Raw genomic sequence first — 16,348 nt, 5'->3', positions numbered from 1 at the left:
TCAATTAATTTAACGAGTCTGTTGTAGCTGGTACAGCGTGAATCAATGAATCTACCGCCTTTGGTAAATCATATTTGATAATCCGGCAATTGATCCGGGTTCCCCGCTCACTGTCTGGAGCCCGCCGGACGGGGGATGAATTTGGCGTTACCTTCATAAAAAAGACTTTTTCCGTCTTATAAAGATCCCCACTTTCTTTGTAGTAACTAACCAGAACGGCAACGGCTGGAAATGTAATCGAGCTTGGATTTTCCAATTGAAGCCGTACTTTTTTGATTCCACCAAATAGCCCGACCCGAAAGTCAATAACCTTTACCCGGAGCATTTTACCCGCAGCCAGTGCTTCCTGCCGGAGTTGCTCGCGCCGTATCGCTTCCTCTGCTTTTCGCCGACGTTCAGCATCTTCGTCCTCTGCATCAGTATTCGCTTGCCCGGACGTACCATGGGTAACTTTTCCGGTCGTTATCGCATCGACAAAAGACGAATGCCCTTTCGATTTTGACTTGACAAACGCATAATACCCACCAATTCCCAGAAACAATAGGCCGAGTATCAGTGAGGCCAGTTTCAGGCCGCTCATCGCTGGTTTTTGAGGTGTTCTGGGCCTGGCGGGCGAAACTCTCGTTGCCGCTGTGTTTGTGTTTGGTACGTTGGCAACGGTTTTATGTGCTACAGGAGAGGCTTGTGAAGCTGTGACATTGGCAGAACGGGCGCGATTAGCCTGTAAATAATTTAGTTCAGCCTGCTTAAGCATCCACATCAGTTCGTCAGGGTCACTCAGCCGGTCGGCCGCTTTCTTCTGTAACAAACCCTGAAGCAGTTCCCGAAATGGACTGAGCGGCTGGTCGTTCGCATTGATGGTCAGCGCGGGCGGGGCTTCCGTCAGCACTTTATTCATGAAGGTCACAATGCCTGAATGATCATCCAGAGCAAACGGTACGCTGCCGTGCAAACACTCATACAAGACTACGCCCAGTGAGTAATAATCGGTTGCAACGCCGACTCCTCGAGGATTGTCGAACTGCTCAGGGGATGCATATTCGTAGGTCATCAGCGACTGCCCTGTGAGCGTATTCGATTGCTCATGCAGACGAGCCACGCCAAAGTCAGTTAACAGAAAATGCAACTCTCCGCTGGGCAACGGGCGATACAGTATATTTTCGGGCTTGATGTCGCGATGAACGATGCCCTGCGGGTGAATGGCCTTGAAGGCACTGGCCATTTGCAGACCCAGCCGAATGGTTGTCGGTACGTCGATGCGCTCCTGACTGGCAATAAGTTGATGCAGATTACCCCCTCGATCAGTTCCATAACAATGTACGGCAGTTCGGCATCGAGTCGCACTTCCCGCACTTTCACAATGTTGGGATGGGCAATGCTGGTCATAATGGCTGATTCCCGCTGAAACCTCCGAAGCGTTTCGTCGTCGGTATTGAGCGCGAAGTGCTTGATCGCCACCAGATCGCCCGTAGCCAGATGACGCGCCTTGAGAATACGGGCGTTGCTACGGCCCAGTTCGCTCAGCACTTCATAGCCAGGAAACCGTGTGTCAAATCGAATCGTAGACATCAGGGACGTAACGTTTTGGATGAATCGGGTTGATTTTGCACCGATACTACAACAACGGCATTGCGAAAAGTATCTTGTTGAATAACGGCGCTAACGGGTAAACCCACATGTTGAAAATACACCTTAACGAGCTGTAACTTCGCCGGGGAAGTAGTTTCGATTCCCGTTTTGAACCCGCTGATTACTATATTTTCAATATGCACAGGTCCCAGCCGGGTAATACGTAACGCCACATCTGCCCGTGCCGTATCGGCAGGAACAAACACCGTAGAGCGGTTCTGTCCAAGAATGCTCTGCAACGAATCCGTCAGCAGCAGGGGTTTATCGATCCGAAACGTATCAGCCGGTAAAACCAGCCGATGGTCTTTCGTTCGATAAGCCGCCCGCACCAGCGAATCGAAGCGGGCAGACACTGGCGTTACCACCGATGTTACGCCCGATTGAGCACTTTCCACATTAAGACTGTCTTCGCTAGACATGCCAAGCTGGCGCGACGGTTGGTATTGATACCATATAACGGATGCAATTGTTCCTCCTAATAAAAATCCTAACGTAGTCCATAGTCCCGTCAGGCTCTTTTTTGGGGGTTGTATTTTAACTGGAGACGTATCGCGGGCTACTGGCTGAACAGGCACAACCGGCTGTTTGGGAAGCGTAGAGTTACCTTTTTTGACTGCTGCAGTGGATGCTTCGTCAACGGGTACGTTGTTTCTGGCCAACACTACCGTAATATTATCGTTTCCACCCTGTTCATTGGCCAATCGAATCAAATCGGCCGTCTGTTCTTCAAGCGTAAGCTTCTGATTCAGAACCGAAGTGATTTGCGCTTGCGTAATCATATCGGTCAGTCCGTCGCTGCACACCAGAAGCTGATCACCCGGCAGAAAATCCGTTTCACCCGATTCCAGAAAATCGGGATCATCAACCCGGTGAGCGGCAAGGCCAACTTCGCGCAAAATTTCATTTCGGCGCGGGTGCTGCATGGCTTCAGCTTCGGTTAGTTCGTTTGCATCCTCCCGAATCCCAACCAGCGAATGATCGTGGGTAAGTTTTTCAAGCGCTCCCGCCCGATACCGGTATAAGCGCGTATCGCCCACATGAACGTAGTAGAGCCTGTTCGAATTAACGTCAGCCACAGCTGTTGTCAGTACGCAGCACATCTGCGCTAACTGCGGCTGATTCTGACGCTGGTTGTTGATTTGATTATTGGCAAACACCACCGCTTCGCGCAGCATCGATAACGGATCGCCATTGGGCGTGGCCATGTATTGCTCGATCGACTCGCGGGCTATGGCTGCTGCCTGCTCGCCCCCGGCATAACCACCTACCCCGTCAATAACCGCCAACAAGGCGCTGGACTCGGCCCAGATCATTGAACAGACAAAGGTATCCTGGTTATCTTTTCGACGTTGACCTACGTCCGTCTGACCAGCAATGAGTAATGAATTCATTTTATAGCACGGATGGGGTCCGTAATTTTATGACATAGAAGCGGGTGGTGACCCGCGCTACCCTCAACGGGGCAAATCCTGAAAATGCCGGATTACAAGAACCAGCACAAACAGCAGCAACAGCACAACAAGCAATGCATCAATCATAGCCTCAGGTAGTCCGTTGAAAGTGGAGCGTCACCATGCTGTTGAGCAGAATCTGCGCTTTATCCGGCAGGGCGTACCATTGCGGACTGGCGGGCTCACTACGCGGAACAAGCTGCTCGTTGACCCGGGTTTCGTTGCGGCTGAACGACGCAATCTGAAACGAATCAGCAGCGTCGTTAAAGCGAATCCGGGCATGTGGATTCGATACGTAAGCTGATTCGAGCAGAAGATAATTCGGAAATTGCTGATTGTCGGGTTCCTTCCTGGCCACAACAACCTCCCGGTCGCGCATCAGATACGTGTCTTCTTTGTTTAATTCAGCTATGTAGTAATTGATCTGCGCCAGACCCGCCTGAAGACTTCGCGGCAATAAAGTTGCATTTCGGGTAGCAGTGTCCACAACAGGTGGTCGCGCGGAGGATGCCGCCGAAGGATCAAATGTAAACTTCACGACAAAGGCTCCCGGCTCGCGAAAGTCGATATGCTGGAACGTGTTCAGATTTACATCGACTTTTTCGTATCGATTCGTTTGCTTTACCCGACGCGTTACGTTTACCCGTTCCGATGACTGGGGTTGTACATTACCAGGCAATATTCCGGTCAGGGCACCCACTACGTGAACATCTGACGGACTTACCGGCTCGCCGGCAAACTCTCTGCCTCCGCCAAACTTAAAAAACCAGCTTGATGCAACTGGTGAAACACGCTCATATGCCCCTTTCTGCGACTCGACGATCGCTTTAAAGGATTTCACCGCTTCATCAACGATCACCGGAAAGGCATTCTGACGCTCTTCGTACGTATCGGGATGCAGAATAATCAGGAAGTGGGCGTTGAAAAGCATGCTTGACCCAACAGATTCCCGCTGAATAGAATCCTCGAACGAAGCCACAAGCTCGTCTAAAATCCGTTTGTTGGTGATGGCCGTTGCCTGGGCGGGTTGGGTCTGGCTGGACGGCACAAGTAGGTTACCTAGTTTACCAAGCCAACCTACGGGCTGATTTGCCATGTAAGAACATTTAAGTGAGGATTGTCACTTGCTTAAACGATAAGAACGTCGGTTTCTTTTAATCGTACTAGTAAAACTGGCGGTATCCGCCTGTCATAAGCCGTTTTTTTATGCGATGCTGCGTCTCTCGGTAAGCCCTATAGAATGATCAACCTGTGGCAGGCTAATTTAGTTGGCGGCTGAGCTGAATTTGCTAGCAGGAACGTAGTGTTTACTACTCACTTCGGTGATGGCTGAACGTACTCAGAGGTGGGGCCAAACGATAACTTTTTAAAAACTCGCTCGAATAATGCTTTGATCTTTATATACGCCGAAATAACTTCGGTAACAAAATAGCATTTCGCTTTATCCCTATTATGAAAAACCAGGTTCTTTTATTAGCTGGCATTGGGTTGCCGTTGACCCCTTTGCTCTTCCGAGCTGCATTTCCGGATTTATATACACAAATCTGGTGTAATTACCCCGAACTGGCCGTATTATTTATTCTGTTACTGGATGGTATCTGTATAGGCGCTCTAATGGCTTTCAGCACGTTAACCGCAAGGTTTATTTATTGGCTACGAAACCGCCCGAAACAATTTACCCAGAGCCAAAACTTATCGAATCTGAACAGCCGAGTCTCTTAATTTCCGAACGTATCCTTTATGAAAAAGCAATATTCCATTGCCTTATCCGTAGGGCTACTACTCGTTCCTATGCTCTTTCGGGCAACTTTTCCGAAATTGTACGTAGGTATCTGGCAAGGCAATCGCTACGTTGGAGCCTTGCTGGTCATGGTGCTGGACATTTTGTGGATGTGGCTGGTCATGTTTGGGATCATGTTATCCACCCGATTGGTACGCTGGTTACAGAATAAAGGCTAGGCTGCCCATTAGGCCGGATTTCTTTGCCTGACTGATCCTAATTGACATTATTATTACTCGCCATCCGCCGAGTAAAGCCCCGCAAATTCGTTGGCAGGACTTCGGTTGGCGGATGGTTTTAAAACAACTGCGCTAACCAAATACGCCTGACTAACTTTTCTTTATCAAGCCTTATTAGAAAATAACAACATATGTATAAGTTAATTTTTTAGACTAAAAGGTGTAACTCGCTCATAATAAATTTGGAATTACAGTTTATTATACCGTCCTTCGTCCTAAATTATAACAAAAAATGCAAACAGGAACTGTAAAATTTTTTAATGAGACCAAAGGGTTTGGCTTCATTAACCCCGATGATGGTGGCGAAGACATTTTTGTACACGCTTCTGGTCTTATTGATCAAATCCGTGAGAACGACAAAGTAAAATTTAACGTTGAGCGCGGTAAGAAAGGCTTAAATGCCGTAAACGTCGAAATGGCTTAACTGTAAGATATACTGAGGTAGTCTTTGCAAAAAACATGCCCCCAAGGCATGTTTTTTTATTTGCCCTTTATGCAGCTCCAAATTCAGGTTGCAGGAGCAAAGTTTCAAGCAAAAACCCTTCCGGTATGCAGAAGGGCTTTTGTTTGAAAGAACGGCAAAGGCTATAAATAATCTACGATACGCCGACGTCCTGCTACACTATTCTTCCATTCCCGACGTAACATGGCTTTCCGCAGACGTGGATGTGTCGATACATACATCACGCGCATCTTGAGCGTAAAGCTTATAAACATATAAATCCCAAACAAACAGCCTAAAATAATCAGCGAGAGCGTGTTGGAGATGTTTCGGTGTAGTAAAAAGAAAAGAACCGTATTGAACAGCGATGCACCACATAATATAGCGGTCGCTTCGATATGCGACAGACCATTATCCAGCAGAATATGGTGCATGTGGTTCCGATCAGCCGAGAAGGGCGAACGCCCCGCCAGTAGCCGTACCAGAAACACACGTAACGTATCGAATATAGGAACGATCAGAATTACTATCGCTACGATTGGCGCGTTGAAAAAAGCTGTTGGTTCGTAGCGATAGGAAGCATTCAGATTCACGAACCTGACGGCAAAGAAAGCCAGCATAAAGCCAATAATCAGGGAACCCGTGTTGCCCATGAAGATCTTGCTGGTTTTTGAAAAGTTGAACCGCAAAAATCCGATGAGCGCTCCTGACAGCGTAAAGGCCAGACAAGCCATTGTAAAGTGGTTTGTCAGCAAAAACCAGCCGCCAAACGTACCGCTGGCAATCGTAGCGATGCCGCCAGCCAGGCCATCGATTCCGTCGATGAGGTTAATGGCATTCGTAAGAGCGATGAAAATGAAGCACGTCAGGAGAATACTAACCACTTCTTCAATGTGGTGGAATCCCATGATTCCATACAGATAATCGACCCGAAGCTCACCAAAGAAGATCAGGATGATCGAAGCCAGTACCTGAAAAAGCAGTTTTTTTGTCGGATCAATACCAACCAGATCGTCTTTGATCCCCACAAAGAACAGAATCGTCATGCCCACCACCGAAAGATTCGTCCGGTAAATATCCGTCTGATCGATACTAGGCCATAAAAAATAAGCGATCAGGATGGCGGCAAAAATGGCAATCCCCCAAACGTCGGTGTTGGCGTCGTATGGGATCGTCGTTCGCCAGGCTTCTCCATCAGTGATTTTAATTCCGAAATGCGGATAACCACCGGAATTGCTATCACCGACACAAAGCAGGCGACTAAAAAAGCAAGCACACACTGGTACAGGCCCAGCATGAACAGGTCGTCGCTGCATTTATGTTGTAGGTAAGCTATAAACAAATCTATATTCATAATGTGGGCTTGTTTAGGAATATCACCCGCTGATTTTCGCGCAAAAGGCTAGTAAAAATCAGTGGTTTAGTGGATTATGCAAACAAATTTGATTTAACGGTTGACTTCCTAGTCACTGGGAAGCTTCGGCGGTTTGCTAACGTACTGTTTAAGTTTCCGAAGTGGTTTCAGCCAAAACGTAAAAAAGTAAGGCGTTAAATCGTTCACTTGCCAGGCCAGTCGATCTTCCCGATTAGCCCGAAGGCGGTTCTTTACGCTGCTGTTGCTGATTCCGCCCATCCGCATTACAATCGTCACTTCATCCATATAGGCCAGTTTAATCTTGTTTTTATGAATAAACCGCAGCATCAGTTCATAATCGGCTGCGTTTTTCATATCAAGTCGGAATAGACCGTATCGCTCATAGATCGATCGTTTTGCAAAAAACGACAGATGTCCGGGCATCCAGCCCCAAAGAAACGCATTTTGACTGTACCATCCTGAACGCCAGTATCTTTTTATGATGTTGGTATCTTCCCGGCCAACATACATCATATCGCCATATACAGCATCACTGCCCGTTCGTTCGAACGTAGCAACCATGTTTTCGATGACCCGGTTGTGGCGATAGTAATCATCCGCATTAAGCAGTCCGATTACATCTCCCGTTGCCAGTTTGATGCCTTTGTTCATGGCATCGTACAGTCCTTTGTCGGGTTCCGATACAAACCGGGCAACACGTGTGCCATAAGACTGAACGATTTCAACCGTACCATCGGTCGATTTACCGTCTATAATGATATACTCAATGTCGGGGTACGTCTGGTTTAAAATCGATTCGATACAATCCCGAACAAATTCTGCGCCATTATAGACCACCGTTATAATCGATACTTTCACGCCTTAATCGTTCGTTTGCGGACCAGAACGGCCGGATTTCCCTGATAAACACCATACGCTTCCAACGAACGTGTGGCCACTGAATTGACCGCCAGCACTGCATGTGATTCGCAGCGAACACCAGCACATACTACGGACCGGGCTCCAATCCAAACGCCGTCCGCCAACGTAATAGGTTGGGTGGTCAGATCAAAAGTCGACAGACTGTAATTGTGATTTCCTGTCAGGATCATCGCTCCCTGCGAAAGGCAGGAATTATCGCCGATGATTACCTGGCTCAGATTATCGATCCAAACCTGTTCACCAATCCAGACATAATTTCCTATCTGAAGTAACCAGGGGTATTTAATATTTACAGCGGGTTTGATCATAACCCCTTTACCGATCTTTGCCCCAAACAGCTTAAGAACCAAAACTTTAAGGCCCGCTGGTATAGGCAAATACGTGTTCAGAAAATAGGCGTTTACGATAAACCAGAGAATTACCCGCCAGCGTGGCCCATGATCGTACCAGCTATTGTCGAAACGGGACAGATCAGTTTTCCCGTTTGGCTGACTGATCGAGGAACCAGGTGTTTTCTTCTGAGTATCCATCTGATGGTTTTCCAGCGGAGTAGGCTTTTGTTCGTTAGGGCTGACTAACCTGCTGCGGCCGGATTGCTCTAAGGTCTTTGCCATATTCCGTTCGGAAATAGTCAATAATTTTGTCTTTGTCCTGACCAACCCGAAGGCCAACCTCCATCAATTTGGCATCGACCAGAAACCGATACCATAAGGCCTGAAGAAAGCACCAGACGAACCCTGCCCGACCATCCAGAAACCCCAGCCGCACAAAATACCGATAGATGAAGTACAAAATCGGTCGGGTAAACAGCGGTAATGATGCGTATTTTTCTTTCAAAAACCGAATGCGTTGCTCCTGCGTTCCGAACAATCGGGGCTGCACTTTTTCAGCCTTGTCGAACTGATAGCGGTAATTGAGCAGATTAATCATTTCCAGAATGGTATAATGATTATGCTTTTGCGTCCACCAGGTCAGATTGTTCAGATTATGATCAACAATATCGTGATCAAACTGAATCGGCTCCCCCTTAGTAAGTTTAATATGTTCATCGTGCCAGACCTGCTCGCAAAAGCCATCGCCCCGACGCCACAAACGTAACAGCCAGATTGGGTAAAAGCCGCCATGCCGCATCCAGCGATTTAAAAAAACACCCGACGCTTTACGTATACACCGCCTATGCCAGCCGATAATCCCGTAAGCCGCCGGTTGATTTCATCGGCTAATTCAGGCATTACGTATTCGTCGGCGTCCATACGCATGAGCCAGGGCGTTTGGAAGGGTGTATGCTCAATTCCGTAATTAAACTGCGTAGCGTAATTAACCCATGCATTCTGAACCACCACAGCCCCCATTGACTGAGCTATCTCCACAGTACGGTCCGTAGAAAACGAGTCGACAATGAAAATTTTATTCGTAAAGGGCAGTAAGCTCTGCAAACAGCGAGTAATGTGTTTTTCCTCGTTGTATGTCAGAATGATGACAGATACATCGGCCATACGCTATCGTACTTTTCTATAACAAATGGTCTGTTTCAGTTCTTTTTCGCGGAAAAAGCCATTAATTTTACTGATTGCCTCACCTGAAGCAGAAACCATGCAATATTATAACTTTTTTTATACAGGGCAAAGCATATGAAGCGACTTCACGAAAGTATCATATTGTTTTTGTACTATTTTTAAAATCCAGCTCCTACGTTTTTCAACGAAGTTGCTACCCGCGGAAAGCTGTGGATTCATCGCCTGGCAACTACCGGCTTTCCAGCATAATCTGTAGTTTTGCACTCTAAATACTCTTTCGTTCGTATGCGCCTTGTGATTCTTACGCAGGATGATCCTTTTTATCTGGCTCGCAATATTGATTATCTTCTGAAAAAACTGCCACCCTACGCTGAAGTTGTAGCCACGGTGGTCTTCGACGTATCGCCTTTTGGTAAGCGGGAGAGTTTTACGGAAAAGATCAAAAAAACATACGACATTTTCGGTCTGCCTTTTTTTATTCGCTACGGTACCAAGTTTGTTATGTCGAAACTGGACAGCCGTAACAACGTTCGAAAGGTGCTGGCTGATCGCAACATTCCCCTGATCCACATCGAAGGATCGATCAATAAAGACGAAAATCTGGAAAAACTTCGGTCTTATAAACCGGATCTGTTTGTCTCGATAGCTGGCAATCAGATTTTCAAACAAAAGTTGCTGGATGTTGCTACGTATGGCTGTATTAACCTTCATACGGCCCTCCTGCCCAAATACCGAGGGTTGATGCCTTCGTTCTGGGTGCTAAAAAATGGCGAAACCCATACGGGCGTATCTGTATTTTTTGTGGATGAAGGGATCGATAGTGGTCCTATTCTGGTTCAGAAAAAACTGGCGATTGGCAACATGACCCAGGCTGAATTGATTGACATAACCAAAAAAATGGGCATGGATGCCATTCTGGAATCCATCGATAAGATTCATTCGGGCAAGTACGAACTTATTGAAAACGATGCCTCGCAAATGACTTATTTTACCTTTCCTACCCGCGACGATGTAAAGGCTTTTCTGGCCAACGGTAAGCGGTTTTATTAAAGAAGTCAGGCCAAAGGGTACGGAAATCGATGCGATTACGCAACATTTCGGTTAGGCTCCCTCAGTCCTCTTCTTCTCTTTTATTCCCTATTATGAACATCCTTACGTTCGATATTGAAGAGTGGTTTCATATTTTAGACAACACATCGACTCGTACTGAAGCGGATTGGGGTCGATATGAGACACGTATCTACGAAAATATGGACCGCATTTTTCAGCTTCTGGACGACACCAACAGCCGGGCTACGTTTTTCTGCCTGGGCTGGGTTGCGGATAAACATCCCGAAGTCATTCGGCGTATTGATGCGGCTGGTTATGAAATTGCCACCCATTCATATGCGCACCAACTAGCCTACGAACAAACACCGGCTGAGTTTCAGGCCGACCTGGAGCGGTCGATCAAGCATTTGCAGGATTTGACAGGCAAAAAAGTTCGGTCGTATCGGGCGCCAGGATTTTCTATCAAAGAATTTAACCGATGGGTTTTCCCAATTCTGGTCGAGCAGGGCATTGAAATTGATTGCTCTGTCTTTTCAGCGCCCCGCGCCCATGGTGGCGATGCATCGCTAGGCATGTTTGAACCGGGTTATCTGAACGTTGGTGGTACGTTGCTGAAAGAATTTCCGATAAACACAGCTTCGGTACTGGGGCGGGAGGTTATTTTTTCGGGAGGAGGCTACTTTCGGTTGTTTCCCTACAGTCTGATCAAAGGGTTAATGCGCCGTTCCAACTACGTAATGACATATTTCCACCCCCGCGATTTTGATGCCGAACAACCCATGATTCCGGGTTTAAGCCGAGCCCGCCAGTTTAAGTCGTATTATGGCTTAAAGAATTGCCTGCCTAAACTGAAACAACTCCTGATTGAATTTCCATTCGTTGATCTGGAGCAGGCTGAACAGTTGGTTGACTGGGAAGCGTTGGCGCCCGTAAATCTGGAAGCCTGATTTCTGCAAATACACTTTAATACACAAACAAGTCATTAAAGTATATTTGCAGAAATTCTCCTGTAGTCATGGAGATAACACTCTATGAAACTACAACAGCTTACGTTTACCCGATTTCTGGCTGCCATTCTTATTGTTCTTTACCATCTGCCTTCGCAAACCTTGCATAACCTTCCTGGTTTCGGGTTGGTATTACAGAAAATGCCCGCTTTGGTAAGCTATTTTTTTCTGTTGTCAGGATTTATTCTGGTTATTTCAACGGCCTCTGGCACAGGGGCATTTAATCGTATATCCAGACGGCAGTTCTGGATCAATCGGTTTGCCCGCATTTACCCATTGTATCTGTTTGCCTTTCTGGCAACCTCTTTTTTAGACTATTTTACAAACACCATCCTATTGCCATGGGGTTTAGTTACGTATATTCCTGAAGTCACTCTGACGCATGCGTGGGTTTCGGCCTGGGTGCCAACAAGCAATTATCCTAGCTGGTCCATATCTGTCGAAGTGGTTTTTTATCTGCTATTTCCAAGCCTGCTTAACTGGTTGATCTCAAAACGGTCGTCAGGTATTATATTCTTTGCCTGCCTAAGTTGGGTGGTCAATCAGCTTATTTATGCGTACTGTTTTAATGATGGTATGCCTGCCAATGTTTGTTTGTATTTTCCCCTACTCCATCTCAGTACGTTTATTGGCGGAGTTTGCACAGGTATTCTGACGGTAAGACACTGGCAAATACTCAATACTCGGCACTCGGCAAACATTATTCTGGGGATTTTCCTGATTTTTCTGGCGCTTGCCATGTACCTGATTGGTATCCAGCATCCCCTAATGAACTATTACCACGATGGTCTGCTAGCTCCTTTATTCATCGCTCTGATTCTTTTTCTGGCTACACAACATGGCGCTCTCGCCCGATGGCTTAGTCACCCTAAATTTATCTATCTGGGTGAAATCAGTTACGGAATTTATCTGCTTCAGATACCGGTAGGCAAAGCCCTTTCAGTGATAAATAGCCATTATCTACATCTGAAACCTTGGCAATACGCACCCGTTTACATAAGTGCGCTGCTTCTGATTTCGTCATTCTGTTATGAACTGATAGAAACTCCGGCCCGATCTTTTATTCGACGGTGGTTTAGTCCGGCCATTCAGGTGAAACAACCGCTAGAGCAGGAACGCGTAACTGCCTGATCAGATTTTACGAAACGCTTCGACTTGTTGATTATCAACAATGCTCTGATATTCAGCAAGTAATTTTCGCGCCAGTACGTCAATATCGCATTCTTCGGCGATCATACGTTGGGCATTACGGGCTAGTTCAGCGCCTTTATCAGGATTATCGAGTAAATAGGTTAAGCCATCATATACCGACTGTTCGGTTGGTTCGCAAAGGTGGGCCGACTGATACGATCGAATATAATCGCCAAATCCGACATGCTCGGTTAGTAAAGAAGGCACACCCGTTGCCAGACCCTCAAGCGCAGCAATGGCAAAACTTTCTGAATAGGTTGGTAACGTAAATACGTCGGCATCGGCAAAAGCCGCCAATTTTTGCTCTTTAATCAGCATACCGGGCAGCAAAATACGCTCCTGGAGCTGATGGTGTTGAATAAATTCCTGAATGGTCGACAGATAGCCATCGTCGGGCCCAACCAGAACGAGTCGCAAATCGCTTCGTTCACGGCTTAGGCGATGAAAAGCCGGCAACAGTACGTCCAGTCCTTTTTTAAGATTTAACCGACTCAGAAACAAGATAATTTTCTCTTCAGGTCGTATGCCAAACTCCTGTCGAAACAGCCCGCGAACTGGGAGTTTTTTAAATTCAGCCGGCCGAAGCCCGTTTGGTATGACGACTACGTGCGGATGCGGATGCCCCAGGTAACGTTTTACGTCGTCTACCTCCTGCCTATTATTAACATGAATAACCGGCGTATTTGCCGTCCACCGACGCTGCCCAAACCAGGAGATCAACTGCTTTTTCCAGTAACTGCGTTTTATAGTCCATCGGTCCAGCAACCCGTGTGTAGTAAGAATTTTGGGCGGCCGTAATTTCAGTACGTCAGGGAGCCACACTCCCAAAATGCCACAAACCATGCACATGAATCAGATCAAAATCATTTCCATGCTTTTGCAGGTATTGCCAGAGCCCGACCGAAAATTCGGGGAAAAACCGACTGAACCAATGGCGCGGAACAGGCACAACCACTACACCCGGCGCCGTATCATAAATTACGTCATCGGCAGAAATGGGCGTTAAGATGGTCACCTGGTGCCCTTCGGCAGCATGAACGCGGGTATGATCAAAAATCATTTTTGCGGGTCCACCAATTGCCCAGGTATAAGCGCAAATATGCAGAATCTTCATGTCGTCAGAATGTGTTTAAAACCATTCAGCATTTCCTGTGCGACAACTTCGGGCGCGTAAGGAGCAATCATTTTTTTTGCCCAGGTGCTCATGGCCGGTACGTCTGCTTCGTTGTTCATAAATCGCAGGAGTAGATGACGTAGCTGGACCGGTTGGTCGGGACTGAAAACAAAACCGTTCTTACCATCCTGCACTAATTCTGGCACGCATCCGCAACGGTCAGAAACCAGTACAGGCATCCCGCATACCATAGCCTCATTGACAACCAGCCCCCAGGGTTCTGATCGGCTTGGCAGTACCAGTACGTCGCTCATAGCCAGCACTTCGGGCACTTTATACCATGGCCGACCGGGTAAGATGGTTACAGATCCTGCCAGTTGGAGTGTATCGATCTGCTGTTGCAGTTGTTCATATTCGGGACCGTCGCCCAATAGCAGAAGGCCCCATAATGGTGCTTTTGACGACTGTTTTTGAGCTTCAGCAAAAGCCGTCAGCAGCAGGGGCAGGTTTTTAAAAGCGATCAGGCGACCAACAAAAACGAAATTATTGGGCCGTAAACCCAATGCCTGCTGATGCTGAGTTCGCTTCGGTAAAGCCTGCTCGTATTCATGCCGGATTGCATTATTATCAATCGCATTTTTACGTAACAGAATCTGGTCAGGTCTGACGCCCAACTGAATGAGGTAATCTGCCGATTGGTTTCCGAAGCAGAAAAACCCATCGCAAAGCCGAAAAATTGTCCGTTTGAAAGTTTCTTTCCAACCTGAGCGCTGGTGATCGGCTGCGGTACTTTCATTCTGCATAATGACCCGAATGCCTCTTGCTTTCGCCCAGAAAAGCAGCAGCAGTTGCGCCGGATCGTAGTAGCCCGTTAACATAATGATATCCGGGCGAAACGAACGGGCATGCTGAAACACGGCTGAAATGCGTTCACGCAGACTTACATCTTCCCAAAATCGGTCGAACAATAAGTCGTAGTTATAGTGATAAGTAGGTGTTACGTCGGTCGTTACGGCTTCCAGGCTAGCCCGAGACCGTTCGTTCCGGGCAATTTGCAATACATTTACCTGAACGTCGGTCTGCTGATCGACAAGTTGCTGAAGTGCCTGAAATACACTGGATTTGTAATGTGACCAGAGAAGGTTATGAACGATCAGAATACGCATTAAGCTGGATTGGAAACAACGGCGTATTGATCACTCTCAACGGTGGCGGGCTGCTCGGACAGATAAGCCGGTACCAGATGCTCGATTCCCATAAATCGGATCATCATCCCCAGCGGAATCCAGAAAAACATCTCATACGGACGGCCATTGGTGAATAACTGCACCATAATCAGCATATAAAAATAGGCCAGAAACACACTAAGGGAATTTGGGTTGGTCCGCATGCTTTTGATGGAGTAATACAACAGCATAACATTGATACCGGCGAACAGCAGGAAGCCCAGAATCCCCATGTTCGTCAGCGCTTCCATCATGGGGATGTCTAAATAATGGTATTTATAACCATAACCCAGAATCAGCATATGCAAATGCCCGACAAGTATGTTGGTTAAAAAACCAAAGTTGGCCGAACGGTTGGCCACCGAATCATCTAAAACCGCCTTATAAGCTGCCCCTTGTGACTGCAAACCCAAAAAGGCATAGACGTTCTCCAGGTTACGGTCGATAAAGCCGGAAACATAGACAGACAGTACGGTAAAGATGTCATCGTATCGACGAAAAAACAGGATCAATCCGACCACACCGATACACATCACAATAATTGGTCCCGGCCGGAAGATTCCCCGAACCGCTGTACGTATCTGGGCGGGTCGGACATTGAAAACGACGAAGAAAAATACGGCAATAATAAGCGCAACAATAGCCGAACGGGTTTGAGTCAGCACCAGCACCGCAATGTTCAGAATGCCGGCAAACAGCGATACCAGTCGAAACAAAAAACTAGTATCTGGACGCATCAGCCAGATTGCGCAGGCTATCACGCCCATAAACGCGTTTCGGGCAAAAACGTGTGGGTTCCCGGAGCCATCTTCGCTGTCGTTTAACACAATCGTAGCCCGTTGGCCAATGGCCCAGCTTGGGTCGGTGATCAGGGCATAAATAAGCCCAAGGTTCGATACCAGTGTAAAAAACACAATCACCGGAATCGCTACGGTAATGATGTCGTTGGGGATGTTGATCAGCAGAAACAGAAAAATAAAAATAAAGCCGAAATAGATCATTTCCCGCGTGTAATCTACGCCCCCCAGCCCTGGATACACATACATGTAGATGATACTCAGCAAGAGAAATCCCATGCCTATCCAGAACGTAATGACATTGGGGCGGTATAATCGGCGTAGAACGGTAAATGGCACCATCAGCAACAAACCCGCCGAAAATGCAGCCGCCGTAAAGGCTGTACTTCCGGTTGCCAGCCGCAACGTATCTCTGAAAAAGAAAATCAGGGGGTATCCGTCTATCATAATGCAAATGCCTACGACTAAACGGATGTAGTCGAGCTTCTGCAAAAGACGAATTAAATTAGCCATATACGGTTTACGACAAATAGAAATTACTGAGTGAGAATTGCAGCGTTGTTGAGAGTTGGCCGATAGGCAACTTTGCCATAAGACCAAAGGGTTTCA

The 16,348-nt window shown here is 47.1% G+C and carries 13 protein-coding genes and 3 pseudogenes; 5 read left to right on the top strand and 11 right to left on the bottom strand.

What is annotated here, in order from left to right:
* Positions 1–4 precede the first annotated feature (4 nt).
* The 3 genes and pseudogenes from LN737_RS15345 to LN737_RS15335 form a co-directional block, all read right to left on the bottom strand.
* A pseudogene (locus tag LN737_RS15345) lies at positions 5–1,569 on the bottom strand (serine/threonine-protein kinase).
* A complete protein-coding gene (locus tag LN737_RS15340; RefSeq protein WP_405520250.1) occupies positions 1,569–3,020 on the bottom strand; it encodes a PP2C family serine/threonine-protein phosphatase in 1,452 nt (483 codons plus the stop codon). Before LN737_RS15340 ends, LN737_RS15345 begins: the two are co-directional and overlap by 1 nt.
* Before the next feature lie 151 nt (positions 3,021–3,171).
* A complete protein-coding gene (locus tag LN737_RS15335) occupies positions 3,172–4,176 on the bottom strand; it encodes an FHA domain-containing protein (protein ID WP_405520249.1) in 1,005 nt (334 codons plus the stop codon).
* 644 nt (positions 4,177–4,820) lie between these two features.
* Between LN737_RS15335 and LN737_RS15330 the strand changes: the two genes are divergently transcribed.
* Together LN737_RS15330 and LN737_RS15325 are read left to right on the top strand one after the other, a co-directional pair.
* Entirely contained in the window at positions 4,821–5,039 is a 219-nt protein-coding gene (locus LN737_RS15330) for a hypothetical protein (protein ID WP_405520247.1), read from the top strand.
* Positions 5,040–5,331: 292 nt separating this feature from the next.
* Complete coding sequence (locus tag LN737_RS15325; RefSeq protein ID WP_405520245.1) at positions 5,332–5,523, top strand: cold-shock protein; 192 nt, start codon at positions 5,332–5,334, stop codon at positions 5,521–5,523.
* A 161-nt stretch (positions 5,524–5,684) separates the two neighbouring features.
* Here LN737_RS15325 and LN737_RS15320 read toward each other — a convergent pair.
* From LN737_RS15320 to LN737_RS15305, 4 genes and pseudogenes are all read right to left on the bottom strand, one after another.
* Positions 5,685–6,895: pseudogene (locus LN737_RS15320) on the bottom strand (glycosyltransferase family 4 protein).
* 108 nt (positions 6,896–7,003) lie between these two features.
* Positions 7,004–7,774 (bottom strand): glycosyltransferase family 2 protein, encoded by a 771-nt coding sequence (locus LN737_RS15315; protein WP_405520243.1) that lies wholly within the window; start codon positions 7,772–7,774, stop codon positions 7,004–7,006.
* Complete coding sequence (locus LN737_RS15310) at positions 7,771–8,367, bottom strand: WcaF family extracellular polysaccharide biosynthesis acetyltransferase (RefSeq protein WP_405520419.1); 597 nt, start codon at positions 8,365–8,367, stop codon at positions 7,771–7,773. The genes LN737_RS15315 and LN737_RS15310 overlap by 4 nt, the downstream gene beginning before the upstream one ends.
* 34 nt (positions 8,368–8,401) lie before the next feature.
* Positions 8,402–9,333, bottom strand: a pseudogene (locus tag LN737_RS15305) (glycosyltransferase family 2 protein).
* Between the two features lie 306 nt (positions 9,334–9,639).
* Between LN737_RS15305 and LN737_RS15300 the strand changes: the two are divergent.
* The 3 genes from LN737_RS15300 (at position 9,640) to LN737_RS15290 (ending at position 12,542) form a co-directional block, all read left to right on the top strand.
* Positions 9,640–10,404 carry a methionyl-tRNA formyltransferase gene (locus LN737_RS15300; protein WP_405520241.1) on the top strand — a complete coding sequence of 255 codons (765 nt, stop codon included), beginning with the start codon at positions 9,640–9,642 and terminating at the stop codon, positions 10,402–10,404.
* A gap of 92 nt (positions 10,405–10,496) precedes the next feature.
* Positions 10,497–11,351 (top strand): polysaccharide deacetylase family protein, encoded by an 855-nt coding sequence (locus LN737_RS15295; RefSeq protein ID WP_405520239.1) that lies wholly within the window; start codon positions 10,497–10,499, stop codon positions 11,349–11,351.
* 84 nt (positions 11,352–11,435) lie between these two features.
* On the top strand, positions 11,436–12,542 hold the full coding sequence (locus tag LN737_RS15290) for an acyltransferase (RefSeq protein ID WP_405520237.1): 1,107 nt from the start codon (positions 11,436–11,438) through the stop codon (positions 12,540–12,542).
* On the opposite strand, the gene LN737_RS15285 is transcribed toward LN737_RS15290, so the two are convergent.
* Genes LN737_RS15285 through LN737_RS15270 form a run of 4 tightly spaced genes read right to left on the bottom strand, consistent with a single transcriptional unit; the run spans position 12,543 to position 16,252 of the window.
* Positions 12,543–13,424 carry a glycosyltransferase gene (locus tag LN737_RS15285; RefSeq protein ID WP_405520235.1) on the bottom strand — a complete coding sequence of 294 codons (882 nt, stop codon included), beginning with the start codon at positions 13,422–13,424 and terminating at the stop codon, positions 12,543–12,545.
* Positions 13,411–13,716 (bottom strand): glycosyltransferase, encoded by a 306-nt coding sequence (locus tag LN737_RS15280; protein WP_405520233.1) that lies wholly within the window; start codon positions 13,714–13,716, stop codon positions 13,411–13,413. Before LN737_RS15280 ends, LN737_RS15285 begins: the two co-directional genes overlap by 14 nt.
* Positions 13,713–14,882 carry a glycosyltransferase family 4 protein gene (locus LN737_RS15275; RefSeq protein ID WP_405520230.1) on the bottom strand — a complete coding sequence of 390 codons (1,170 nt, stop codon included), beginning with the start codon at positions 14,880–14,882 and terminating at the stop codon, positions 13,713–13,715. Before LN737_RS15275 ends, LN737_RS15280 begins: the two co-directional genes overlap by 4 nt.
* Complete coding sequence (locus LN737_RS15270) at positions 14,882–16,252, bottom strand: O-antigen ligase (protein ID WP_405520227.1); 1,371 nt, start codon at positions 16,250–16,252, stop codon at positions 14,882–14,884. The genes LN737_RS15275 and LN737_RS15270 overlap by 1 nt, the downstream gene beginning before the upstream one ends.
* Positions 16,253–16,348 lie beyond the last annotated feature (96 nt).

The organism is Spirosoma sp. KNUC1025 (assembly GCF_045160025.1).
Classification (GTDB): Bacteria; Bacteroidota; Bacteroidia; order Cytophagales; family Spirosomataceae; genus Spirosoma.
Note: the sequence above shows the minus strand (reverse complement) of the source record. Positions and strands in the feature narration are given on the sequence as shown.

Excerpts from the sequence above, each read along its gene's own strand:
- LN737_RS15340 (WP_405520250.1), bottom strand. The coding sequence starts at position 3,020 with ATGAATTCATTACTCATTGCTGGTCAGACGGACGTAGGTCAACGTCGA.
- LN737_RS15335 (WP_405520249.1), bottom strand. The coding sequence starts at position 4,176 with ATGGCAAATCAGCCCGTAGGTTGGCTTGGTAAACTAGGTAACCTACTT.
- LN737_RS15330 (WP_405520247.1), top strand. The coding sequence starts at position 4,821 with ATGAAAAAGCAATATTCCATTGCCTTATCCGTAGGGCTACTACTCGTT.
- LN737_RS15325 (WP_405520245.1), top strand. The coding sequence starts at position 5,332 with ATGCAAACAGGAACTGTAAAATTTTTTAATGAGACCAAAGGGTTTGGC.
- LN737_RS15310 (WP_405520419.1), bottom strand. The coding sequence starts at position 8,367 with ATGGATACTCAGAAGAAAACACCTGGTTCCTCGATCAGTCAGCCAAAC.
- LN737_RS15300 (WP_405520241.1), top strand. The coding sequence starts at position 9,640 with ATGCGCCTTGTGATTCTTACGCAGGATGATCCTTTTTATCTGGCTCGC.
- LN737_RS15295 (WP_405520239.1), top strand. The coding sequence starts at position 10,497 with ATGAACATCCTTACGTTCGATATTGAAGAGTGGTTTCATATTTTAGAC.
- LN737_RS15290 (WP_405520237.1), top strand. The coding sequence starts at position 11,436 with ATGAAACTACAACAGCTTACGTTTACCCGATTTCTGGCTGCCATTCTT.
- LN737_RS15280 (WP_405520233.1), bottom strand. The coding sequence starts at position 13,716 with ATGAAGATTCTGCATATTTGCGCTTATACCTGGGCAATTGGTGGACCC.
- LN737_RS15275 (WP_405520230.1), bottom strand. The coding sequence starts at position 14,882 with ATGCGTATTCTGATCGTTCATAACCTTCTCTGGTCACATTACAAATCC.
- LN737_RS15270 (WP_405520227.1), bottom strand. The coding sequence starts at position 16,252 with ATGGCTAATTTAATTCGTCTTTTGCAGAAGCTCGACTACATCCGTTTA.